The organism is Streptomyces sp. EDA2-14 (assembly GCF_054963755.1).
The window spans coordinates 144,485-167,145 of sequence record NZ_JBUEGE010000003.1 but is presented as its reverse complement, the minus strand read 5'-3'; the positions used below and the strand labels follow the sequence as shown (position 1 = coordinate 167,145).

The window sequence follows — 22,661 nt, the reverse complement described above, 5'->3', positions numbered from 1 at the left end:
ATGCGCATTCTCGTCTGCAACGTCAACACCACCGAGGACATGACCGAGAGCATCGGTGCGCAGGCCAGGGCCGTGGCCTCGCCGGGCACCGAGATCGTGCCGCTCACCCCGGCGTTCGGCCCCGACTCCTGCGAGGGCAACTACGAGAGCTACCTGGCCGCGATCGCCGTCATGGAGACGGTCCGCGCCTACCCGGAGCCCTTCGACGCCGTCGTGCAGGCGGGCTACGGCGAGCACGGCCGCGAGGGGCTCCAGGAACTCCTCGACGTACCGGTCGTCGACATCACGGAGGCCGCCGCGAGCACCGCCCAGTACCTCGGGCACAAGTACTCCGTGGTCACCACGCTCGACCGGGCCGTGCCGCTCATCGAGGACCGACTCAAGCTGGCCGGGCTCACCGACCGGCTCGCCTCGGTACGCGCCAGCGGCCTCGCCGTCCTCGACCTCGAACGTGACCCGGACGCCGCCGTCAAGGCCATCGTGGAGCAGTCCGCGCGAGCCGTCGAGGACGACCGGGCCGAGGTGATCTGTTTGGGCTGCGGCGGCATGGCGGGCCTCGCCGACGAGGTCAAGGCGCGCACCGGGGTGCCCGTCGTCGACGGTGTCGCCGCGGCCGTGACGGTGGCCGAGTCGCTGGTCCGGATGGGCCTGACCACGTCGAAGGTGCGCACGTACGCGCCGCCGCGCCCGAAGCGGTTCAAGAACTGGCCGCCGCGGGGCTGACCGGCCGGCGCCCCTCCGCCGGAAGGGACCTAGCCGGTCTTCCCGGAGTCGAGCGAGGCCGCCGCGTCCCCGGCGGCCTTGCGGGCGCCTCTGATCACGGTGTCGTTCGACGGCGCGCTCTTCGACTCGAAGTCGCTGCCGTTGTAGGTGACGGTCAGCAGCATGTTCCCCGTGCGGACCGTCACGACGGACTCGCGGGTGTCCTGCTTGTCCTTCGTCGTGAGCGAACTCGTCACGCGCGCCTCGTCCCCGAGGCCCCTGAGCGGGCTGGTCCGCTTCTCGCCGTCCCCGGCGGCGAACGCCTTCTTCGCCAGGTCGTCGGAGTCCTTCACCTCGAAGGAGACGTCGAGCCAGCGGTAGTCGTACCCCTTCAGGGCGCTCCACGAGCAGCCGCGGCGGACCGATTCGTCGGTGGCCGACAGCTCCTTGCCCGCCGTCTTGGCGTCCGGCACGAGGGACTTGACGGTCGAGGCGGGCAGCGATTCGCAGGGCGCGGGCGGCTTGGCGAATGTCTTCGTGGCCACCTCGGCACCGGGCTCGTCGGACGCGGACGAGGACTGCGGGGCCGCCTCGGGGCGGTCGCCGTCGCTCGCGGAGTCCGTGTTCGGGCCCGAGGCGTAGGCCCAGCCCGCGCAGGCGAGCACGGCGACGGGCAGCAGGCGTGCGGTCAGGGCGACCGGGAGCGGGAGAGAACGCACGGCGTACGTCCCTTACGTCAGGGCGGGTGGGGGACGCCAGTCTCACATGAGTTGCTGTGTGCGGATACCGCCACTTCCGTCACTGCGACATCACGCTGGGGCGTCGGCCCGGCGGGTCCGTGGGTTTGCCGGGGCGGACCGGTAGGATCCGCAAACGTTGTTGGAGGCCGCGGGCACAGGGTCCGCCCAGGTGGTTGGGGGTCGGCGTGGTAGCTGGTCGTGTGGTGCGCTTCGACGGAGCGCGTGGGTACGGATTCATCGCGCCGGACGACGGCGGTGAGGACGTCTTCCTGCATGTGAACGACCTGCTGATCCCCGAGTCGTATCTGCGCACCGGGCTGAAGGTCTCCTTCGACATCGAGGAGGGCGACCGCGGCCCCAAGGCCTCGTCGGTGCAGCTCGCCGAGGGGGCCTCCGCGCCGTCCTCCGGACGGCACGCGGGCGACGGCGACGACGTGATGTGCGATGTGCTGCGCGTCGACGAGTTCACGAATGAGGTCACCGAGCTGCTGCTGCGCTCCGCGCCTTCCCTGACGGGTGAGCAGATCCTGGCGATTCGCCGGGAGTTGGTGCAGAGCGGGCGCAAGCACGGCTGGGTGGACAGCTGAGCTTCAGCCGGGTTGAGCTGAACTGATCCGGGCCGGGCCGGGCCGGGCCGAGCTGTGGTCCGCGGCCCGCGGTGTGTGGGCGATTTGTGGGCAGAGGCGCCTTTTGTCGGTCGAGGTTATCCAATCTTCATCAAGGGTTGTCCGGATCCCGGACAACCCTCTTGTGTGCGGACTGTATGCGAAATACGTTCTTCCGTATTCCTTGATCGCTCACCGATCGCCCACCCCTCATCCTTGGCGGAGGTAAGCCCTCGTGCGCCGAACAGCGGTTGCCATGACGGCAGTTGTCCTGGCGATGTCCACTTTGGCGGGCTGCGGCTCGTTGCAGTCCTCGGCCACGGAGGTGGGCGGCGAGCGGATGACCGACGACCGTCCCGTCCGCGACGGCGGAACGCTGACCGTGGCCCTCAACGCCGACCCGGACAAGCTCGACCCGACCCTGGCCCAGACCCTCGTGGGCCGCACGGTCTTCGCGGGCATGTGCGAGAAGCTCTACGACGTCGACCAGAAGGGCAAGGTCGTGCCGCAGCTCGCGACCCGGCAGCCCGAGGTCTCCAAGGACGGCCGGACCGTCACCTTCGACGTACGTAAAGACGCCCGGTTCAGCGACGGCACCAAGCTGGACGCGGACGCCGTCGTCACCTCGCTGCTGCGCCACCGCGACCTGCCCGGCTCGGCCCGCGCCACCGAACTCGCCCCGCTGAAGTCGGCGAAGGCCACGGGCCCGTACAGCGTGCGGCTCACCCTCAAGCAGCCGTACGTGCCGCTGACCGCGGTGCTCGCCGACCGGGCCGGCATGGTGATGTCGCCGACCGCGCTGAAGAAGTACGGCAAGAGCTTCACCAACCACCCGTCCTGCGTCGGCCCGTTCAAGTTCGTCGAGCGCGTCGGCGGCGACCGCATCGTGGTCGCCAAGGACCCGGACTACTACGACGCCAAGGACGTCCACCTGGACAGGGTGATCTACAAGCCGATCCCCGACGGCAGCGTCCGCCTCGCCAATCTGCGCTCCGGCGACGTCCAGATCGGCGACCAGATGGTTCCGGTCGACGTGAAGAGCGCGCTCACCGACAACAAGCTGCGGCTGTTCAACTCGCCCTCGCTCGGCTACCAGGGCATCGGCATCAACGTCGGCAACGTCAAGGGTCTCGGCCAGGCGCCGGGCAAGGTCGACACGCCGATGGCGAAGGACGTCCGCGTCCGCGAGGCCTTCGAGCTGGCCATCGACCGCGACCTCATCAACAAGGTCGCCTTCCAGGGCATGTACGAGCCCGCCTGCGGCCCGATGTCCCCGGCGTCCGCGATCGCGCCCGGCGTCAAGCCCTCCCAGTGCCCGAAGCGCGATGTCCCCAAGGCCAAGCGGCTGCTGAAGGCGGCCGGGGTCAAGGGCGCCGTGCACATCGAGCTGAAGATCCCCACGACGCCCGAGTGGAGCCGCATCGGGCAGGTCATCCAGGCCATGGTGAAGGACGCCGGATTCGCCCTCACGCTGCGCCCGACCGAGTACGCCACCATGCTCGAGGAGACCGACGACGGCCACTACCAGGCCTTCCAGAGCGGCTGGTCCGGACGTCTCGACCCGGACGGCAACATCGCGAGCTTCCTCCAGACCAAGGGCGCGATGAACGCCTACGGCCTGGGCAAGCCCGGGATCGACGAGCTGATCAAGCGCGGCCGCACCGAGTCCGACCCCGCCGAACGCGACAAGATCTACGCCGAATTGATCCGCAAGGTGAACGCCGAGCACACCCTGATCTACCTCTACCGCCAGAAGAACTACGTCGTCACCGGGAAGGACGTCGCGGGCCTGCACGTCTACGGCGACGGCCTCGTCCGGGTCAAGGATGCGGGGTACGCCAAGTGACGACCGCCCAAGAAGTGACGCCCACTCAATCAGGTGTCAAGAAGCCCGTGTCGAAGAAGTCCGGCTGGCTCGCCGGGCACCCCATGGCCGCGTACGTGCTGACCCGCATCCGGCAGTCCGTCATCACCATGTTCCTCGTGTCGATCGTCGTGTTCGCCGGTATCCGCGCGCTGCCCGGCGACCCGGCGCTCGCGCTCGCCGGCGAAGAGCGCAGCCCGAAGGCGCTTGCCGCGATCCGGGCCGCGTACGGTCTCGACGACAACATCGTCGTCCAGTACGGCCGGTTCATCGGGCACGCGCTCCAGGGCGACCTGGGCAACTCCTCGCGCACCGGGCTCCCGGTCTCCGACGCCATCGCGCAGGCGCTGCCCGTCACCCTCGAACTCGCCGCGCTGTCGCTGCTGCTGGCGATCGTCCTCGGGGTCGGCGCCGGTGTCGTCGCCGCGATTCGGCGCGGAAAGACAGCAGAGTGGATCGCCAACGCGCTGGCCCTGCTCGGCCTTTCGGTGCCCACCTTCTGGCTCGGCATCGTCCTGGTCCTCGCCTTCGCGATCGCCGTGCCGGTCTTCGCGGCCTCCGGCTTCGTCCCCTTCGGCACCGACCCGATCGACAACCTGCGCCGCATGGTGCTGCCCGCGATCGTCCTCGGCTCCGGGCTCGCCGCCGTCGTCATGCGGCAGACCCGCGCCGCGATGCTCGACTCGCTCTCCGCGGACTATGTGCGCACGGCCCGCGCCAAGGGCCTCTCGCGCCGCGAGGTGGTCGGCGGACACGCGCTGCGCAACTCGCTCGTCACCGTCGTCACCGTGCTCGGTCTGCAACTCGGCCACCTGATCTCCGGCGCCGTCGTCACCGAGCAGATCTTCGTGCTCCCCGGCTTCGGCAAGCTCACCATCGACGCCGTCTTCACCCGCGACTACGCGACGCTGCAAGGCGTGGTGCTGTGCACGTCGTTCGCGTACATCTTCATCAACCTGCTGGTCGACGTGGCGTACTCGGTCATCGACCCGCGCATCCGGCTCGGAGGTGCCCGGTGACCACGCTGGCTCTCACAGGAATACGCGCCCGGGCCGCCGGGAACGCCAAACTGCGCGCCCTGCGCAAGAACAAGCTCGCCATGACCGGCGCCGTCATCGCCGCGATCTTCGTGCTCGCCGCGCTGTTCGCACCGCTCGTCGCCCCGTACGACCCCGCCCGCGCGGACTTCGAGAACGTGCTCGCCGCGCCCAGCTGGGCGCACTGGCTGGGCACCGACGACCTCGGCCGCGACCAGCTGTCCCGCGTCGTGTTCGGGGCCCGCGCCTCGATGCAGGTCGGTGTGCTCGCCGTCGTCCTCGCCTTCGTCGTCGGCGTCCCGCTCGGGCTGCTCGCCGGGTACTACGGCAAGGTCGCCGACAGCGTCGTGTCCCGCGTCACCGACACGATGCTCGCCTTCCCGTTCCTCGTCCTGGCCGTCGGCCTCGCCGCCGTGCTCGGCCCCTCGCTCACCAACGCGACCATCGCCATCGGCATCTCGCAGATCCCGGCCGTCATCCGGATCTCCCGCGCGGAGACGCTCCGCCTCAAGCACGTGGACTACGTGGCCGCGGCGGTCGCCAACGGCGGGGCGGACGGCACCATCCTGTTCCGGCACATCCTGCCCAACGCCACCTCGGCGCTGATCGTGCAGGCCACCGTCGGCATCCCCACCGCCATCATCGGCGAGGCCCTGCTCAGCTTCCTCGGCCTCGGCGTGCAGCCGCCCGAGCCGTCCCTCGGCGTGATGCTGTCCTCCGCCCAGTCCTTCCTCGCGCCCGCGCCCTGGATGGCGGTGTTCCCCGGCCTCGCGGTCGTCGCCGCGACGCTGGCGTTCAACCTGCTGGGCGACGGCCTGCGCGACGTCCTCGACCCCCGTGGAGCGACCCGATGACATCCGAGACCTCCGATCCCGTCCTCAGCGTCCGCGACCTGTCGGTCTCGTTCCGCTCCGACACCCGCACCGTGCACGCCGTCGACCAGGTCTCGTTCGACCTGCGCGCCGGCGAAGTGCTCGCCGTGGTGGGGGAGTCCGGCTGCGGAAAGTCCGTCACCTCCATGGCCGTCATGGGGCTGCTCCCGCCCACCGCGCACATCACCGGCTCCGTCCGCATCGGCGACAAGGAGCTCGCGGGCGCCGACGACAAGGCGTACGGGAAGATCCGCGGCAACGACATCGCGATGATCTTCCAGGAGCCCATGACGTCCCTGAACCCGGTGCTCACCATCGGGCGGCAGATCGGCGAAGTGCTCCGCCGCCACCAGGGGATCGGCAAGAAGGAGGCACGCGCGCGTGCCGTCGAACTCCTCGACCTCGTGGGCATCCCCGCGCCCGCCGAGCGCGTCGACGAGTATCCGCACCAGCTCTCCGGCGGCATGCGCCAGCGCGTCATGATCGCCATCGCGGTGGCCTGCGACCCGGCGGTGCTCATCGCCGACGAGCCGACGACCGCCCTCGACGTCACCGTGCAGGCGGGCATCCTGGAGGTCCTCCAGTCGCTGCGCGAACGCCTCGGCACCGCCATCGTCCTCATCACGCACGACCTCGGCGTGGTGGCCGACACCGCCGACCGCGTGCTCGTCATGTACGCGGGCCGCCCCGTCGAACAGGCGCCGGTGCACGAGCTGTTCGCCGAGCCCCAGCACCCGTACACGCGCGGACTGCTCTCCGCCGTGCTGCGCCCCGGCGGCGAGGGCAAGCGGCGGCTCCCCGAGATCCCCGGCCTCGTGCCGAGCCTCGACTCCCAGCCCGACGCCTGCACCTTCGCGCCGCGCTGCGCCCGCGCCGACGACACCTGCACGTCGAGCCGCCCCGGCCTCAGGGCCGTCGCCGCGGACGCCGGGGCCGACGCCCCGCACCGCGCCGCCTGCTGGCACCCGCACACCCTCCAGGAGACCGCCTCATGAGCGCCGCGCCCGTGCTTGAACTCATCGACCTGGAACGGCACTTCGCGGGTTCCGGCGGCACCGTGCGCGCCGCCGACGGCGTCACCCTGACCGTGGGGCGCGGCGAGGTCGTCGGCCTCGTCGGCGAGTCCGGCAGCGGCAAGTCGACCGTCGGCCGCTGCGCCGTCCGCCTCGACGAGCCCACCGGCGGCACCGTCCGCATCAACGGCACCGACGTCACCACCATGTCGCGGCGCGCCCTGCGGCCCCTGCGCAAGGACTTCCACCTGGTCTTCCAGGACCCCTCGTCCTCGCTCGACCCGCGGATGACGGTCGGCCAGATCATCGCCGAGCCGCTCAAGCTGCACCGCATCGCGAAGGGCGAGGCGGCACGCGCGCGTGTGGCCGAACTCCTCGACCAGGTGGGGCTGCGCCCCGAGCACGCCGACCGGCACCCGCACGAGCTCTCCGGCGGCCAGCGCCAGCGCATCTCCATCGCGCGCGCCCTGTCCGTCGAGCCGGACCTGCTGATCGCCGACGAGCCGACCTCCGCGCTCGACGTCTCCGTGCAGGCCTCGGTCCTCAACCTCCTCGCCGACCTGCAGCGCGACCGCGGCTTCGGCTGCCTGTTCATCACGCACGACCTCGCGGCCGTCGAATACCTCGCCGACCGGATCGCGGTCATGTACCTGGGCCAGATCGTCGAACAGGCGCCCACGCGCGAGCTGTTCGCGGACCCGAAGCACCCCTACACGCAGGCGCTGCTCTCGGCCGCGCCCGTCCCGGACCCGGCGACACAGCGCAGCCGCGAACGCATCGTCCTCAGCGGCGAGCTGCCCAGCCCGCTCGCGCCGCCGGCCGGCTGCCGCTTCCACACACGCTGTCCGCTCGCCGTCGACCGCTGCCGTACCGAAGTCCCCGCGCTGCGCACGCTGGAGGGCGGGCGGGAGGTGTCCTGCCACCTCGTAGCCGAGGACGGTACGGCCCCGGACGCGGCCGCACCCCCGGCCGAGGCGTCGGCAGCCTCTCGTACGATCCCCACCACCCGCACCGCCACCCGCTAGGAGCCCCTTTGTTCACCACCCGCCCGACCCTGCAGGGCACCTTCGGCATGGTGTCCACCACGCACTACCTCGCCTCCCAGTCCGCGATGGCGGTCCTGGAGGACGGCGGCAACGCCTACGACGCCGCCGTCGCCGCCGGATTCGTGCTGCACGTCGTGGAGCCGCACCTGAACGGGCCCGCGGGCGAGGTCCCGATCATCCTGGCGCCGACCGGGGGAGACGTGCGGGTGCTGTGCGGGCAGGGCGGCGCCCCCGCCGGGGCCACGGTCGCGCACTACCGCGACGAGCTGGGCCTCGACCTCGTCCCCGGCACCGGACCGCTCGCGTCCGCCGTGCCCGGCGCGTTCGACGCCTGGATGCTGCTCCTGAAGGACCACGGCACCAAGACCCTCGCCGAGGTCCTCAGGTACGCCATCGGCTACGCCGAGGACGGGCACGCGCCCGTGGAGCGCATCGGCGAGACCGTCGAGACCGTGCGCGAGCTCTTCGAGACCGAGTGGCCCTCGTCCGCCGAGGTCTACCTCGTCGACGGCACGTCCCCCAAGCCCGGCGAACTGCTGCGCAACCCGCAGCTCGCCGCCACCTGGAAGCGCCTCATAGCCGAGTCCGAGGAGGCCGGCGGCGCCGATCGCGCCGCCCAGATCGAGGCCGCCCGCCAGGTGTGGCGCGAGGGCTTCATCGCCGAGGCCCTGGTCCGCCAGGCCCAGCGGCCCACGAAGGACACCAGCGGCGAGCGGCATGCGGGCACGCTGACCGCCGAGGACCTCGCCGGCTGGTCGGCGACGTACGAGGCCCCGGCGACGTACGAGTGGAACGGCTGGACGCTGTGCAAGGTCGGCGGCTGGAGCCAGGGCCCCGCCTTCCTCCAGCAGCTCGCCCTGCTCCCGCCCGAGCTGCCCGCCTACGGCTCCGCCGACTACGTGCACCTGCTCGTCGAGGGCTGCAAGCTCGCGATGGCCGACCGCGAGGCCTGGTACGGCGACGCGGCGGACGTGCCCGTGGACGCGCTGCTGTCGGACGAGTACAACGCCGCCCGGCGCGCCCTGATCGACCCGGAGAAGGCGTCCCACGAGCTGCGTCCGGGCAGCCCGCTCGGCGTCGAGCCGCGCCTGAGCGCGCACGCCCACGCGGTCGCCTCCGGTGCGGAGGGCTTCGACGCCATGGGCGTCGCGGGCGCGGGCGAGCCGACGGTCCAGAAGAGCGACACGTCCGGATCGGTCGAGGAGGTGTCCGCGAACGGCGCCACCCGCGGTGACACCTGCCACATCGACATCGTCGACCGCTGGGGCAACATGGTCGCGGCCACGCCCTCCGGCGGCTGGCTGCAGGCCAATCCGGTCGTCCCCGAGCTGGGCTTCCCGCTCGGCACCCGCCTCCAGATGACCTGGCTCGACGAGGGCCTGCCGAACACGCTGACGCCGGGCAAGCGGCCCCGCACCACGCTGACCCCGTCGCTCGCCCTGAAGGACGGCGTCCCGGTGATGGCCTTCGGCACGCCCGGCGGCGACCAGCAGGACCAGTGGCAGGTGCACTTCTTCCTGGCGGTCGCGCTGCGCGGGGCGGTGCGCGGCGGCCTCGACCTCCAGGGCGCCATCGACGCCCCGAACTGGCACAACGACTCGTTCCCCGGCTCCTTCTTCCCGCGCGGGATGCGGCCCGGTTCGGTCACCGTCGAGTCCCGCATGGACGCGGAGGTCGTCGCCGAGCTGCGCCGCCGCGGCCACGACGTGACCGTCGGCGAGGCCTGGTCCGAGGGCCGCCTGTGCGCCGTGGCCCGCGACCCGCGCACCGGCGTCCTGTCGGCGGGGGCGAACCCGCGTGGCATGCAGGGATACGCGGTCGGTCGCTGACCGGTCACGCTGCGTGCGGCCCCCGGAAATCATCCGGGGGCCGTCCTCCATTCACCTGCCGTGGGGGCGTTGTCAGTGGGGTGTGTTCTCATGGAGCCATGATCGAAACGAAGACGGAAAGCATCGAAGACTTTCTGACCAAGAACATCAACCACAAGCTCATGACCGGCGTCGAGGACGTCGTCCGCGCCGCCGCGGCAGCCGAGATCACCCCGCGCTTCCGGCGGCTCGACGCCGACGAGATCGAGGAGAAGAGCGCACCGCACGACCTCGTGACGGTCGCCGACAAGCGCGCCGAGGAGTACCTCACCCGCGAGCTCGCCGCCCTCCTGCCCGGCTCCGTGGTCGTCGGCGAGGAAGCGGTCGCGGCGGACCCCGCCTCGTACGAGGCCATCCAGGGATCCGCCCCGGTCTGGATCGTCGACCCGGTCGACGGCACCCGCCAGTTCGTGCACGGCGACCCCGGCTTCTGCACCCTCGTCGCGCTCGCGCTCGACGGCGTGGTGCTCGCCTCCTGGACGTACGCGCCCGCGCTCGACGAGATGGCCGTCGCGGTCCGCGGCAGGGGAGCGCGGCTCAACGGCGAGGTGCTGCACGCCGGAGCCCCGGCCCCCGGCACCGACCTGCGGGTCGCGACCTCGCACCCCGACTTCACGACCGACGAGCAGAAGCGCTCCCTGCTCGGCCTGCGCACGGAAGGCGTCGCGCCGCGCCCGTGCGGTTCGGCCGGCCTGGAGTACCTGGGCATCGCCCGCGGCACGGTGGACGCGATCGCGTTCGGCTGGGAGCTGGCCTGGGACCACGCGGCCGGGATGCTCCTGGTCGAGGAGGCCGGCGGCGCACACCTCAGCCGGGCGGGCGTCCCGTTCTCCATCCGGGGTGGGAACGCGCTGCCGTTCACCGCGGCGCGGGACGCGGACACCACCCGCCGGGTGGCGGGACTGCTCGCAGGCTGACCCGCGGACCGGCGCTGTCGGTGGCCCGGCATATCCTGTGCGGGCAGTGGCCATCGGCTGACAAAGGAGTCCGAAGGTGCCGTCGATGCTCGATGCCGTCGTGGTGGGTGCGGGGCCGAACGGGCTGACCGCAGCCGTTGAACTGGCCAGGCGCGGCTTCTCCGTTGCCGTGTTCGAGGCCAAGGGCACGGTGGGCGGCGGCGCGCGCACCGAGGAGCTGACGCTCCCCGGCTTCCGCCACGACCCGTGCTCGGCCGCGCATCCGCTCGGGATCAACTCCCCGGCCTTCCGTGACCTGCCGCTGGAGCGCTACGGGCTCGACTGGGTGCAGCACGAGCTGCCGATGGCACACCCGTTCCCCGACGGCTCGGCGGCGATCCTGTCCCGGTCCGTCGCCGAGACCGCCGCGTCGTTCGGCCCGCGCGACGCGGGCACCTACCGGCGCCTGATCGAGCCGCTGCTGCCGCACTGGGACACGCTCGTGCGGGACTTCATGTCGCTGCCGCTGAGCGCACTGCCCCGCGACCCGGTCACCCTCGCCCGGTTCGGTCTCGTCGGCCTGCCGCCGTCGACCTGGCTGATGCGCCGCTTCCGCGACGAGAAGGCCCCCGCCCTGCTGTCGGGCCTCGTCGCCCACGTCATCGCGCCGCTGTCCGGCTTCGCGACCTCCGCGATCGGCCTGGTCTTCGCGCTCGCCGCGCACGCGCGCGGCTGGCCCGTCGCCCGCGGCGGCTCCCAGGCGATCTCCGACGCGCTCACGGCGTACCTGAGGGACCTCGGCGGCGCCGTCCACACCGACTACGAGGTGAAGCGGCTCGACGACCTGCCGCCCGCCCGCGCCTACATCTTCGACACGTCACCGACGGCCGTCGCCCGGATCGCCGGTCTCGGCCGCTATTACGACCGGTTCCGGTACGGGGCGAGCGTCTTCAAGGTCGACTACGCGCTGGACGGACCGGTGCCCTGGACCGCGACGGAGGCGCGCACCGCCGGGACGGTGCAGGTCGGCCCGTACCGCCGCGACATCGGCACGGCGCTGCGCGCCGCCTCCCGAGAGGGCCGCGGCCCCGAGGCGCCGTTCCTCATCACCGTGCAGCCGACCGTCGCCGACCCCACGCGCGCCCCCGCGGGCAAGCACACGTTCTGGGCGTACGGGCACGTGCCGAACGGCTGGGACGGCGACCTCACCGACGCCATCGAGCGTCAACTGGAGCGCTTCGCACCGGGGTTCAGGGACCGGGTCCTCGCCCGCGCGACGGCGGGCCCGCCCGAACTCGCGGTCCGCAACGCGAACTATGTCGGCGGCGACATCGCCTCCGGCGCGGCCAGCGGCCTCCAGCTCCTGCTGCGCCCGAAGCTCTCCCTCTCCCCGTACACCACCCCGCACCCCGCCGTGTACATCTGCTCCTCGGCGACCCCGCCGGGGCCGGGCGTGCACGGCATGTCGGGCCACAACGCGGCGAAGGCCGTGTGGAGGAGGCTGCGCGCGTCATGACCGCTCGACTCGTACTGGTCCAGGGCGACATCACCGAGCAGGACGTGGACGCCGTGGTCAACGCCGCGAACTCCTCGCTGCTCGGCGGAGGCGGCGTGGACGGCGCCGTCCACCGCAAGGGCGGGCCCGAGATCCTCGCCGAATGCCGCGCCCTGCGGACCTCCCAGTACGGCAAGGGCCTGCCCACCGGCCGGGCGGTCGCGACGACGGCGGGCCGCCTCCCGGCCCGCCACGTCATCCACACGGTCGGCCCGCGCTGGTCGACGACGGAGGACCGCTCCGACCTCCTCGCCTCCTGCTACCGCGCATCGCTCCGCGTGGCCGACGAGCTGGGCGCGCGGACGGTGGCGTTCCCGGCGATCTCGACGGGCATCTACGGCTGGCCCCTGGAGGACGGCGCCCGCATCGCGGTGCGGACGGCCCGCACGACGGCCACGTCCGTGCAGGAGATCCGCTTCGTGGTCTTCGACGACCGCGCGCGAGAGGCGTTCGAGCGGGCCCTCTCGAGTACCTGAGTACTTCCAGCCCCTGCGGCGATTGAGCAGCGGGGCCCGGGGCAGCGCCCCGAGACCGCAACCACGGCGGACGTACATGTCGAATTTCCGCCAGCCAGGCGGCTCACCTTGCCCGATCCTGAAGACATGCACACCGACACAGACCGCTGCGTACGCGCCGTGCAGGCCAAGGACACCCGGTTCGACGGGGTCTTCTACACCGCCGTGGTCACCACCCGCATCTACTGCCGCCCCGGCTGCCCGGTCGTGCCGCCCAAGCCGCGCAACATGCGCTTCTACCCCAGCGCCGCCGCCTGCCAGCAGGCCGGATTCCGGGCCTGCAAGCGGTGCCGCCCCGACACCAGCCCCGGCTCCCCGGAGTGGAACCGCCGCGCCGACCTCACGGCCCGCGCCATGCGCCTCATCGGCGACGGCGTCGTGGACCGCGAGGGCGTCCCCGGCCTGGCCCGCCGCCTCGGCTACAGCGCCCGCCAGATCGAGCGGCAGCTCCTCGCCGAACTGGGCGCGGGCCCGCTCGCCCTGGCCCGCGCCCAGCGCGCCCAGACGGCCCGCCTGCTCATCGAGACCACCGGGCTCCCGCTGTCCGACGTGGCGTTCGCGGCCGGCTTCGCCTCCATCCGCACCTTCAACGACACGGTGCGCGAGGTCTACGCCCTCTCGCCGAGCGAGCTGCGCACCCGCAGGCCCCGGCGGACGGCGGACACGGTGCCCGGCGCGCTCACCCTGCGTCTGCCGTTCCGTGCGCCCCTCAACCCCGACAACCTCTTCGGCCACCTCGCCGCCACCGCCGTACCGGGCGTGGAGGAGTGGCGCGACGGCGCCTACCGCCGCACGCTGCGCCTCCCGCACGGCCACGGCATCGCGAGCCTCACCCCGCCGGGCGCGTCGACATCCACGTACCTCGACTGCCGCCTCGTCCTCACCGACCAGCGCGACCTCACCGTGGCCATCAGCCGCTGCCGCCGCATGCTGGACCTGGACGCCGACCCGGTGGCGGTCGACGACCAGCTCCGCACCGATCCGCTCCTGGCGCCACTGGTCGACAAGGCGCCCGGCCGCCGCGTCCCGCGCACGGTCGACGAGGCCGAGTTCGCGGTCCGCGCGGTCCTCGGCCAGCAGGTGTCGACGGCCGCCGCCCGCACCCACGCCGCCCGTCTGGTCCTCGCCCACGGCGACCCCGTCGACGACCCCGAGGGCGGCCTCACCCACCTCTTCCCGTCCCCGACGGCCCTCGCCTCACTCGACCCGGACGCGCTCGCGCTGCCCCGCAGCCGCCGCACGACACTCACCACCCTCGTACGGCAACTGGCCGACGGAGAGCTGACGCTGGGCCCCGAGTCGGACTGGGAGGAGTCCCGCGCCCGGCTCGCCGAACTGCCCGGATTCGGTCCCTGGACCATCGAGGCGATCGCCATGCGCGCCCTCGGCGACCCGGACGCCTTCCTCCCCACGGACCTCGGAATGCGGCGTGCGGCGCAGGAGTTGGGGCTGCCCCACACCCCGGCGGCGCTCACCGCGCGCGCGGCGGCGTGGCGCCCCTGGCGCGCGTACGCCACCCAGTACCTGTGGGCGACCGACAGTCACCCGATCAACTTCCTTCCCGCGTAAGGAAATCCAGCCATGCAGCAGACCCACCACACGGTGATCGACAGCCCCTACGGCGCCCTCACCCTCGTGGCCACCGACCACACCCTGTCCGGCCTCTACATGACGGACCAGCGCCACCGCCCGCCGCAGGAGACCTTCGGCAGCCGCGACGAGCGGCCCTTCGGTCCGGTGATCGACCAGCTGAACGCCTACTTCGAGGGCGAGCTGCGGGAGTTCGACCTGCCGCTCGACCTCCACGGCACGCCGTTCCAGCGCTCCGTGTGGGCGCAGCTCCAGCGGATCCCGTACGGCGAGACCCGCACCTACGGGGAGCTGGCCGAGGCACTGGGCAAACCGAACGCCTCCCGCGCCGTCGGCCTCGCCAACGGCAAGAACCCCGTCGGCGTCATCGTCCCCTGCCACCGCGTCATCGGGGCGAACGGCGACCTCACCGGATACGGCGGCGGACTCGACCGCAAGCGCCGCCTCCTTGACTTCGAGCGCTCCGCCGATCCGGCCGCCGCGCTGTTCTAGCCCCCGTAGACCCCGTAGGACGGCAGTCCCGCCGGCTCGAAGACGTGCACGGACAGCCCGCCCGCCGTGGAGCGCTGACTCACCGGGTGCAGGCCCGCCGGGGTGCCGCCGTCCGGGAACAGGCGGCGGCCCCGGCCCACCACGACCGGGGCGATCGCGAGGCGCAGCTCGTCGACGAGGCCGGCCGCGAGCAGCGACTGGGCGAGCCGTGCGCTGCCGTGGATCTGCAGCTCACGGCCCGGCTGCCGCTTCAGGGCGTCGACCTCCGCGGCGATGTTGCCGGTGAGGATCGTGGTCGGGTTCCAGCCGGCCTCGGTCAGGCTCTGCGTGGCGACGTACTTCGGCAGACCGTTCATGACCGGCGCGAAGGGGTGGTCGGTCATCGTCGGCCAGTCCCGCGCGAAGTTCTCGTACGTCCGGCGCCCGAACAGCAGCTCGTCCGCCCGGCCGAGCCACTCCTCGGCGATCTCCAGGAACTCCTCGTCCACGTACGGCACGAACCAGCCGCCGCGCGTGAACCCGTCACTGGTGTCCTCGTCCGGGGAGCCGGGCCCCTGCGACACACCGTCGAGCGTGAGGAATTCCTGCACCACCAGCTTCATCGGGCCTCGCTCCCTCGTAGCTCCCCGAGCAGTCGCGGCACGGCCGCGCCGATCGGCTCCCGTACGACCTCGTCGGCGACGTCGTCGTACGGAGTCGGTTCGGCGTTCACCACTACCAGGCGGGCGCCGTGTTCGGCGGCGAGGCCCGCGAGACCGGCCGCCGGGTGCACCTGGAGGGAGGAACCGATCGCGAAGAAGACGTCGCACGCCTTGGTGATCTCCACGGCCTCGCCGAGCACCAGCGGATCGAGCTGCTCGCCGAACATCACCGTCGTCGACTTGAGGATGCCGCCGCACACGAGGCACAGCGGGTCGTCCTCGCCCGCGTCCAGGCGGGCGAGCGCCTCCGCCATGGGGCCGCGCGCCCCGCACCGCGTGCACAGGTACTGCCGCGCCGAGCCGTGCAGTTCGAGCACCTTGCGGGCGGGCGTGCCGGCGAGCTGGTGCAGCCCGTCGACGTTCTGCGTGACGACCCGGACCGCGACACCCGACGCGTCGAGGTCCGCGATCGCGCGGTGCGCGGCGTTCGGCTCGGCGGTCAGGGTGACGGCCCGGCGCCGCACCTGCCAGGCGCGGCGCCGGATCTCCGGGCCGTTCATGTAGTACTCGTACGTGACGAGCTTCTCGGCGTCGGGATCCTTGGTCCACACGCCGTCCGGCCCCCGGTAGTCCGGGATCCCGGAGTCCGTGCTGATACCGGCGCCGGTGAGGATTGCGACGAGGGTCATGTCACCGAGCGTAGGTCAGTCGGTCGCCTCCGCGTGCACCGGCTTCGGGATCAGCAGCGAGGCGAACAGGGCCGCCACGATGAGGATCAGACCCGCCACGACACCGGCGCTGTAGCCGCCGACCGAGGTGCCGTCGGAGGGGGCGACCGCGTCCATCGCCGCGTACAGGACCACGAAGCTGAGGCCCGCGCCGAGGTTGAAGCAGCCCGCGTTGAGGCCCGGCAGGAAGCCGGGGTTCTCGGGCGGGGAGAGCACGATGCCGAGGCCGTTCAGCATGATGTTGGCCATGCCCGCGTAGGTGACACCCAGCAGGATCGACACCGCGAGGAGCAGCCCCGACGAGTCCGTCTGGAGGGTCAGCAGCGCCAGGACCGTGGAGACCGCCGTGGCGATCAGACCGGTGCGCAGGACGCGGCCGTAGCCGAACGTCGCCGCGAGCCGCCCCGAGATCGGCCCCATGGCGAGGCCCGCGAGCGCGTACGGGGTGAGCGTCCACCAGGTCGCGCCCTCGGCGCCGAGGCCGAGGCCCACGGAGGTGTCCTGCGCGAAGCCGGGCAGCAGCCCGTTCATGATCGCGAAGACGCCGGTCATGGTGAGCATGGTGGACAGCAGCAGCGACCAGGTGGCGCGGCGCTTGAGCAGGTGCGTGGTGACCAGCGGGTGCGAGGAGCGGTTCTCCGTCCGCCAGAACGCCCAGAACGCGACCGCCGCCACGACAAGCAGGCCGACGGCGAGCGGCCAGTTCGCCGCGGCCAGCTTGCCCGCCTCGTTGAACGCGATCAGCAGCGCGCCGACGGAGATCACCAGGAGCAGCACGCCGATCCAGTCCATCGCGGGCCGCTCGTCCGCGCGGGACTCGGGGGCGAAGAGGCGGACGAGCACGGCCGAGAGGGCCGCGAAGGCGGTCATGACCCAGAAGATCGAGGCGTAGCCGTAGTGCTCGGCGAGCGAGCCGCCCGCGAACGAGTCGACGCCCGCGATGCCGCCGTTGACGGCGGTGACGATGCCCATCAGCGTGCCGTACCGCTTCGGCTCGGGGACCTCGACGCGCAGCATGATCAGCGCGAGCGGGATCGTGGGGCCCGACGCGCCCTGGATGACACGCCCCACGGCAAGCATCCCGACGGACGTCGCGAGCGCGGAGATCACACAGCCGACGGCCATCAGAACCATCATCCCGGTGAGCACCTTGCGGCGGCCGATCAGATCGCCGAGGCGCGGCAGGAACAGCGAGAACAGCGCGGCGGCGGTGAAGAACGCGGTCTGCGTGACGCCGATCGCGGACGCGCTGGTGTCGAGCTCGTCCGCCATCGTCGCGAGCGCCGGGCTGAGCATCGAGGCGTTGAGCTGGAAGGCGAAGCTGGCCGCGAGCAGCGCGACCATGAGGGCGCCGATCCGGACCGGGCGCCCCGCACCCGGGCCGCCGGCCGGGGAGTGGGGGGAGGCGGCGACGTTCATGCGGCGGGTGCCCCGTTCCCGGCGGGCTCCCCGATGCGGACCAGGGCGTCGACCACGAGGTTCCAGAACTTCTCGTGGTCCAGGTCCACGGCGACCTGCGTGTGGCAGTCGTCGGGCGCGGGCGCGCGCAGATCGGTGACGGTCATGCCGAGGGTGAGGGAGCCGCGCAGCTCGATGTCCACGGGCGCCTTGCGCACCGTCATCACGCTCGGGTCGATGACGTACGCGACCGCGCACGGGTCGTGTACCGGCGGGTGCTCGAAGCCCTGGTTCTCGCGGTAGGCCTCGCGGAAGAAGTCGAGCAGTTCGAGGACGAACTGCGCGGGCTTCGTCCCGACGGCGGCGATCTTCTTCTCGACCTCGGGGGTGGCGAGCGCCTGGTGGGTGAGGTCGAGCCCGACCATGGTGACCGGCCACGACTCGTTGAAGACGATGTGCGCGGCCTCGGGGTCGATCACGATGTTGAACTCGGCGACCGGGCTCCAGTTGCCCTCGTGGTAGCCGCCGCCCATGAGGACGACCTCGCGCACCCGCTCGACGATGCGCGGCTCCTTGCGCGCCGCCAGGGCGATGTTGGTGAGCCCCGCCGTCGGCACGATGGTGATCTCGCCGGGCTCGTGCGCCATGACCGTGTCGATGATCAGGTCCACGGCGTGCCGCTCGTCGAGTGCGAAGGCGGCGTCCGGGAGATCGGGTCCGTCGAGGCCCGAGTCGCCGTGGATCTCGGGCGCGGTCTCGATCGTACGGATCAGGGGGCGCGGGCAGCCCGCGGCGAACGGCACGCCGGTGATCCCGGCGATGGCCGCGACGGACAGCGCGTTGCGCGTCACCTTCTCCAGGGTCTGGTTGCCGACGACGGTGGTCACGGCGACCAGATCGATGTCCGGGTTGCCGTGCGCGAGCAGCATCGCGACCGCGTCGTCGTGCCCCGGGTCACAGTCGAGGATGATCTTCCTGGCCAACGGTCGAGCCCCTTTGCTCTGGTTACAGAAACTGTCCACGGAAACATCCCTCGCCGCCACATGAGATGTCAACGCGCGTAGATGTGAGAAAGGCGGAGGGTTTCCGCCGGGGAGGGGGCACGGAGAGGGCGGCGGCCTCAGCCCTGCGCCAACGCCGCCGTCCGCTGGGCCAGTTCGCTGATGCGTACGCCGTCGAAGCCGAAGACCGCACTGCGGACCCGGTCCTCCAGGGGCTCGGTCCACTGCGGTGGGATCGCCGCGGCGCCGCACAGCACGCCCGCGAACGAACCGGCCGTCGCGCCGTTGGAGTCCGTGTCCAGGCCGCCGCGGACCGTCAGGGCCACGGTGCGGGTGAAGTCCCCGTCGCCGTAGAGCAGCCCGGCGGTGATCACGGCGGCGTTCGGAACCGTGTGGATCCAGCCGAGCCCCGCCGTCTCCGCGGTGACGGTCGACAGCGTCTCCTCCCAGGTCAGCCGCGATTCGTGCAGCGAGGCCGTGCGCCGTACGACGCGGGCCAGGCGGCTGCTCGCGGGGATCACGGAGAGCGAGGCGTCGAGGGCGGCGCGCGGCGTCGGCGCGGTGAACGCGGCGGAGATCAGGGCCGCCGCCCACATCGCGCCGTACACGCCGTTGCCGGTGTGCGAGAGCACCGCGTCGCGGCGGGCCAGCGAGGCGGCGCGGCGCGGGGCGCCGGGATTGGTCCAGCCGAAGACGTCCGCGCGGATCAGGGCGCCGATCCACTCCTGGTGCGGATTGTCGTACGTCGCCGTGAGCGGGGGCTTCAGTCCGTTCGCCAGGTTGCGGTACGCGGCACGCTCCGCCGTGAACGTCTGGAGGTAGGGCAGGCGCAGCAGCCACAGCTCGCCGACCTGCTCCGTGCTGAACGCGAAGCCGTGGGTCTCCAGGAGGTGCAGGCCGAGCACCGCATAGTCCACGTCGTCGTCGCGGCAGCTGCCGTGGATGCGGCCGCGCACGCACTGCCGCCACTCGGGGCGCAGCGCCAACGCCACGTCCTCCGACGGGGGTTCGGGCAGATAGTCGGTCAGGGGCAGGGCCTCGGCCTGCCGCAGATAGCGGTCGATGCGCTCGCGCGTCCACACGTCGCCGCGCTCGACCGGTTTGCCGAGCATGTTGCCGGCGATCCGGCCGAGCCAGCCGCCGAGCATGCGGTCGGCGAGGGCGCTGTCGGTGGGGTCGGTGAGCCCGGGGCTCGTTGGCGTCATGAGTCCGGTGTACCCGCTTCCCTACATCAACGGTGGCGCTCCGCCGGGAGGGCGCGCTTGATCGATCGTTTCGCGCGTGCGCCGCCCCGTTTTGAGGTGCGATACCAGGATTTTACCGGTGCCCGTGCCGTATCGGGAACCGGACGACCATGGGCAGCGGGCCCCTCCTGCGGTTAAGGTCGCAGCGGCGCGACTGCCTTGCCTCGAGCAAGGCGTGAACAGCAAGGGGAGAGCAAGGTGGCGGACGCTGCACAGGCCGCGCGGCACGTGTTGATCGCGGCGGACAAGTTCAAGGGCTCGCTCACCGCGGTGCAGGTCGCACAGCGTGTGACGGCGGGTCTGCACCGGGTCGCGCCCGAGGTCACGGTGGAGTCCGTGCCCGTCGCGGACGGCGGCGACGGGACGGTGGCGGCGGCGGTCGCGGCCGGGTTCGAGCGCCGCGAGGTGCCGGTGACGGGGCCGCTCGGCGAGCCGGTCGTCGCCGCGTACGCGCTGCGCGAGGGCACGGCCGTCGTGGAGATGGCGGAGGCGTCCGGGCTCCAGCTGCTGCCCGAGGGCGAGTTCGCGCCGCTCACGGCGACGACGTACGGGTCCGGCGAGGTGATCACCGCCGCGCTGGACGCGGGGGCGCGCTCGATCGTGTTCGGGGTCGGCGGCAGCGCCACCACGGACGGCGGCGCGGGCATGCTGGCCGCGCTCGGCGCGCGGTTCCTCGACGCGGACGGGGCGCCAGTCGGGCCGGGCGGCGGCGCGCTCGCGGGCCTGGCCTCGGCCGATCTGTCCGGGCTCGACGCGCGGCTCACCGATGTGGAGTTCGTCCTCGCCAGCGACGTCGACAATCCGCTCACCGGGCCGAAGGGCGCGCCCGCGATCTACGGCCCGCAGAAGGGCGCCACGCCGGAGAACGTCGCGGAGCTGGACGCCGCGCTCGCCCACTTCGCCAAGGTCCTCTCCGAGTCGGTCGGGCCGAAGGCGCTGGAGTACGCCGAGTCGCCGGGGGCCGGGGCCGCGGGTGGCATCGGGTACGGGGCGCTGGTCGGGCTCGGTGCGAGCTTCCGGCCCGGTATCGAGGTCATGCTCGACGTTCTCGGCTTCGCGCCCGCGCTTGAGCGGGCCGGGCTCGTGATCACCGGCGAGGGCTCGCTGGACGAGCAGACGCTGCACGGGAAGGCGCCGGCGGGTGTCGCCGCGGCGGCGCGGGCGGCGGGGATCGAGGTCGTCGCCGTGTGCGGCCGCCTGGCGCTTGCGCCGGAGGTGCTGGGGCGGGCCGGGATCCGCCGGGCGTACGCGCTGACCGACGTCGAGCCGGACGTGGCCCGCTGCATCGCTGAGGCGGGCCCGATCCTGGAGGACGTGGCGGAGCGCATCGCGACGGACTTCCTGCGCTGAGCCGCTGCCGCGTCGTGGCCGGGGCTCCTGCGTGCGCCGCACCGGGGGCCCTTGCCCACTCTGCCGTCCAAGGCGAGGGCCCTTCACCCCGGTGACAAGCGGTACGCGTCCAAGGCCAGGGTCATCTCCATCAGGTCCCGCGGCCGGGACAGCGAGCGCGACGTCAACTGCTCAAGTCTGCGCAGGCGGTTGAAGACCGTGTTGCGGTGGCAGTAGAGGCGGCCCGCCGCCCGGCCCGCCGAGCCCTCGCACGCGAGCCACGCGTCCAGTGTCTCCAGCAGGACGGCCCGGTCGGCCGGTTCCAGTTCCAGCAGGCCGCCGAACACGCCCGACACCAGGCGCTGAGCCAGGTCCGGCTGGCTCACCACGAGGGCCGTCGGCATCCGCTGGTCGAGGCGGACCACGCCCGTCGTCTCCGGTGGGCAGGTGCGCAGGGCGAGTTCGGCGAGGCGGCGGGCGCGGCCCAGTTCGGCGAGGCCCTGCACGACGGGGCTGACCCCGCCGGGACCGGGGCAGCGGCCGTCGAGCAGCGCCGCCAGGTCGTCCAGCGTGCGGTCCGCCCCCAGCGCCGCCACCCCCACCTCGCAGTCCGCCCGCATCCGCCACACGAACCGGAACCGCGGATCCTGGATCCGCCGGTGGAACGCCTCGCGCCCGCCCAGCCGCTCCACCCGGAGCACGACGACCGCGTACGGGCCGTGCTCGGGCAGGTCGAGTCCCGCCGCGGCGCGCGCCGCGAGACCGGGGGCGGGCCGGCCGCCGTCCAGGAGGGCGTCGAGCAGTGCCTGGGTCTGTTCGTCGGTGCGGCGGCGCAGCTCCAACTCCGTTGCCCGGTAGGCCTCCGAGGCCGCCTCCGCCTGCGCGTCGACCGCCGCCCACACCACCGTCGCCGAGCGCATCAGCGCCTTCAGACGGGCCGGCTCGCCGCCCGCGCTCTCCATCAGGGCGTCCCAGACGAGGTAGCCCGCGTTGCGGTAGGCGTGCACCAGGAGGTCGAGCGGCAGGCCCTGGCCCGCCCGGCGCCGCCCCGCGTCCTCGGCGCACTCCAGGTCCCTGCGCGGCGAGTCCGGCGGCGCCGAGATCGTCTCGATGCCGATCCGCATCGCCTGCTCGGCCTCCCGCCATTGGGCGTCGTACGGCAGCACGCGCGCGTAGACGTCCGAGTGCGCGAAGAGCTGCCGCAGATGCTCGTCGACGAGCTCCGGCACCCGTTCGAGGAGCGCGCCGCACGCCTCCTTCACCAGCTTCCAGTCCTCACCCGTGCGGTGCTTGCGCGTGCCCATCGCCCCTCCCGACGAACCGTAAAGCGACGGCAGTACGAGCCGTAAAGCGACGGCAAAGAACGCGACCGCTTGTGCGGAGGATGCCATCCGCTCCGCGTCCCCGGCAGGCCCCTGACACGCGGTCTTGTGCGCGGGCACAACCGGGGCGGGCGGGCGCTGGGCCCGCGCAGCGATTCGCGGGCCGCCCGTGGACGGGCCGTCCGCGCGGTGCTGTCGTGAGC

At 72.6% G+C, this 22,661-nt stretch carries 21 protein-coding genes; 14 read left to right on the top strand and 7 right to left on the bottom strand.

Annotated elements, in window-relative coordinates:
* Complete coding sequence (locus ACY34M_RS10585) at window positions 1–723, top strand: aspartate/glutamate racemase family protein (RefSeq protein ID WP_462719352.1); 723 nt, start codon at window positions 1–3, stop codon at window positions 721–723.
* Between the two features lie 29 nt (window positions 724–752).
* Here ACY34M_RS10585 and ACY34M_RS10580 read toward each other — a convergent pair whose 3' ends face one another.
* On the bottom strand, window positions 753–1,421 hold the full coding sequence (locus tag ACY34M_RS10580) for a hypothetical protein (protein WP_462719351.1): 669 nt from the start codon (window positions 1,419–1,421) through the stop codon (window positions 753–755).
* 206 nt (window positions 1,422–1,627) lie between these two features.
* Here ACY34M_RS10580 and ACY34M_RS10575 point away from each other — a divergent pair, with 206 nt between their 5' ends.
* The 12 genes from ACY34M_RS10575 to ACY34M_RS10520 all read left to right on the top strand — a co-directional run bounded on the left by ACY34M_RS10575 (window position 1,628) and on the right by ACY34M_RS10520 (window position 14,795).
* Window positions 1,628–2,029, top strand: a complete 402-nt coding sequence (locus ACY34M_RS10575; protein ID WP_462719350.1) for a cold-shock protein — start codon at window positions 1,628–1,630, stop codon at window positions 2,027–2,029.
* A 274-nt stretch (window positions 2,030–2,303) separates the two neighbouring features.
* Window positions 2,304–3,893 carry an ABC transporter substrate-binding protein gene (locus ACY34M_RS10570; RefSeq protein WP_462719349.1) on the top strand — a complete coding sequence of 530 codons (1,590 nt, stop codon included), beginning with the start codon at window positions 2,304–2,306 and terminating at the stop codon, window positions 3,891–3,893.
* An 83-nt stretch (window positions 3,894–3,976) separates the two neighbouring features.
* Complete coding sequence (locus tag ACY34M_RS10565) at window positions 3,977–4,930, top strand: ABC transporter permease (protein ID WP_462719469.1); 954 nt, start codon at window positions 3,977–3,979, stop codon at window positions 4,928–4,930.
* Between the two features lie 5 nt (window positions 4,931–4,935).
* Complete coding sequence (locus ACY34M_RS10560) at window positions 4,936–5,802, top strand: ABC transporter permease (RefSeq protein ID WP_462719468.1); 867 nt, start codon at window positions 4,936–4,938, stop codon at window positions 5,800–5,802.
* Window positions 5,799–6,815 carry an ABC transporter ATP-binding protein gene (locus ACY34M_RS10555; protein ID WP_462719348.1) on the top strand — a complete coding sequence of 339 codons (1,017 nt, stop codon included), beginning with the start codon at window positions 5,799–5,801 and terminating at the stop codon, window positions 6,813–6,815. The genes ACY34M_RS10560 and ACY34M_RS10555 overlap by 4 nt, the downstream gene beginning before the upstream one ends.
* Window positions 6,812–7,858 carry an ABC transporter ATP-binding protein gene (locus ACY34M_RS10550; protein ID WP_462719347.1) on the top strand — a complete coding sequence of 349 codons (1,047 nt, stop codon included), beginning with the start codon at window positions 6,812–6,814 and terminating at the stop codon, window positions 7,856–7,858. Before ACY34M_RS10555 ends, ACY34M_RS10550 begins: the two co-directional genes overlap by 4 nt.
* 8 nt (window positions 7,859–7,866) lie before the next feature.
* Window positions 7,867–9,708: a gamma-glutamyltransferase family protein gene (locus tag ACY34M_RS10545; protein WP_462719346.1), complete on the top strand. Its 1,842-nt coding sequence runs from the start codon at window positions 7,867–7,869 to the stop codon at window positions 9,706–9,708.
* 98 nt (window positions 9,709–9,806) lie between these two features.
* A complete protein-coding gene (locus ACY34M_RS10540) occupies window positions 9,807–10,664 on the top strand; it encodes an inositol monophosphatase family protein (RefSeq protein ID WP_462719345.1) in 858 nt (285 codons plus the stop codon).
* A 76-nt stretch (window positions 10,665–10,740) separates the two neighbouring features.
* Window positions 10,741–12,159, top strand: coding sequence for a phytoene desaturase family protein (locus tag ACY34M_RS10535; RefSeq protein ID WP_462719344.1), 1,419 nt, complete (start codon window positions 10,741–10,743; stop codon window positions 12,157–12,159).
* Window positions 12,156–12,674, top strand: a complete 519-nt coding sequence (locus tag ACY34M_RS10530; RefSeq protein WP_462719343.1) for an O-acetyl-ADP-ribose deacetylase — start codon at window positions 12,156–12,158, stop codon at window positions 12,672–12,674. The genes ACY34M_RS10535 and ACY34M_RS10530 overlap by 4 nt, the downstream gene beginning before the upstream one ends.
* Window positions 12,675–12,800: 126 nt before the next feature.
* Window positions 12,801–14,282 (top strand): AlkA N-terminal domain-containing protein, encoded by a 1,482-nt coding sequence (locus tag ACY34M_RS10525; RefSeq protein WP_462719342.1) that lies wholly within the window; start codon window positions 12,801–12,803, stop codon window positions 14,280–14,282.
* 12 nt (window positions 14,283–14,294) lie between these two features.
* Entirely contained in the window at window positions 14,295–14,795 is a 501-nt protein-coding gene (locus ACY34M_RS10520; RefSeq protein WP_462719341.1) for a methylated-DNA--[protein]-cysteine S-methyltransferase, read from the top strand.
* Here ACY34M_RS10520 and ACY34M_RS10515 read toward each other — a convergent pair.
* The 5 genes from ACY34M_RS10515 to ACY34M_RS10495 all read right to left on the bottom strand — a co-directional run bounded on the left by ACY34M_RS10515 (window position 14,792) and on the right by ACY34M_RS10495 (window position 19,768).
* Window positions 14,792–15,397 (bottom strand): dihydrofolate reductase family protein, encoded by a 606-nt coding sequence (locus ACY34M_RS10515; protein ID WP_462719340.1) that lies wholly within the window; start codon window positions 15,395–15,397, stop codon window positions 14,792–14,794. The genes ACY34M_RS10520 and ACY34M_RS10515 overlap by 4 nt on opposite strands.
* The gene (locus ACY34M_RS10510) at window positions 15,394–16,125 is read right to left on the bottom strand and encodes an SIR2 family NAD-dependent protein deacylase (RefSeq protein ID WP_462719339.1); all 732 of its coding nucleotides are present in this window, start codon (window positions 16,123–16,125) and stop codon (window positions 15,394–15,396) included. The genes ACY34M_RS10515 and ACY34M_RS10510 overlap by 4 nt, the downstream gene beginning before the upstream one ends.
* A gap of 15 nt (window positions 16,126–16,140) precedes the next feature.
* Window positions 16,141–17,583: a uridine transporter UriT gene (gene uriT, locus ACY34M_RS10505; protein WP_462719338.1), complete on the bottom strand. Its 1,443-nt coding sequence runs from the start codon at window positions 17,581–17,583 to the stop codon at window positions 16,141–16,143.
* Entirely contained in the window at window positions 17,580–18,545 is a 966-nt protein-coding gene (uriH, locus tag ACY34M_RS10500; protein ID WP_462719337.1) for a uridine-preferring nucleoside hydrolase UriH, read from the bottom strand. Before uriH ends, uriT begins: the two co-directional genes overlap by 4 nt.
* 137 nt (window positions 18,546–18,682) lie before the next feature.
* On the bottom strand, window positions 18,683–19,768 hold the full coding sequence (locus tag ACY34M_RS10495) for an ADP-ribosylglycohydrolase family protein (protein ID WP_462719336.1): 1,086 nt from the start codon (window positions 19,766–19,768) through the stop codon (window positions 18,683–18,685).
* Between the two features lie 237 nt (window positions 19,769–20,005).
* Here ACY34M_RS10495 and ACY34M_RS10490 point away from each other — a divergent pair, with 237 nt between their 5' ends.
* Window positions 20,006–21,157: a glycerate kinase gene (locus ACY34M_RS10490; RefSeq protein WP_462719335.1), complete on the top strand. Its 1,152-nt coding sequence runs from the start codon at window positions 20,006–20,008 to the stop codon at window positions 21,155–21,157.
* Window positions 21,158–21,240: 83 nt separating this feature from the next.
* Here the strand turns inward: ACY34M_RS10490 and ACY34M_RS10485 are convergent, their stop codons facing one another.
* Window positions 21,241–22,440: a PucR family transcriptional regulator gene (locus ACY34M_RS10485; protein WP_462719334.1), complete on the bottom strand. Its 1,200-nt coding sequence runs from the start codon at window positions 22,438–22,440 to the stop codon at window positions 21,241–21,243.
* Between the last annotated feature and the right edge of the window lie 221 nt (window positions 22,441–22,661).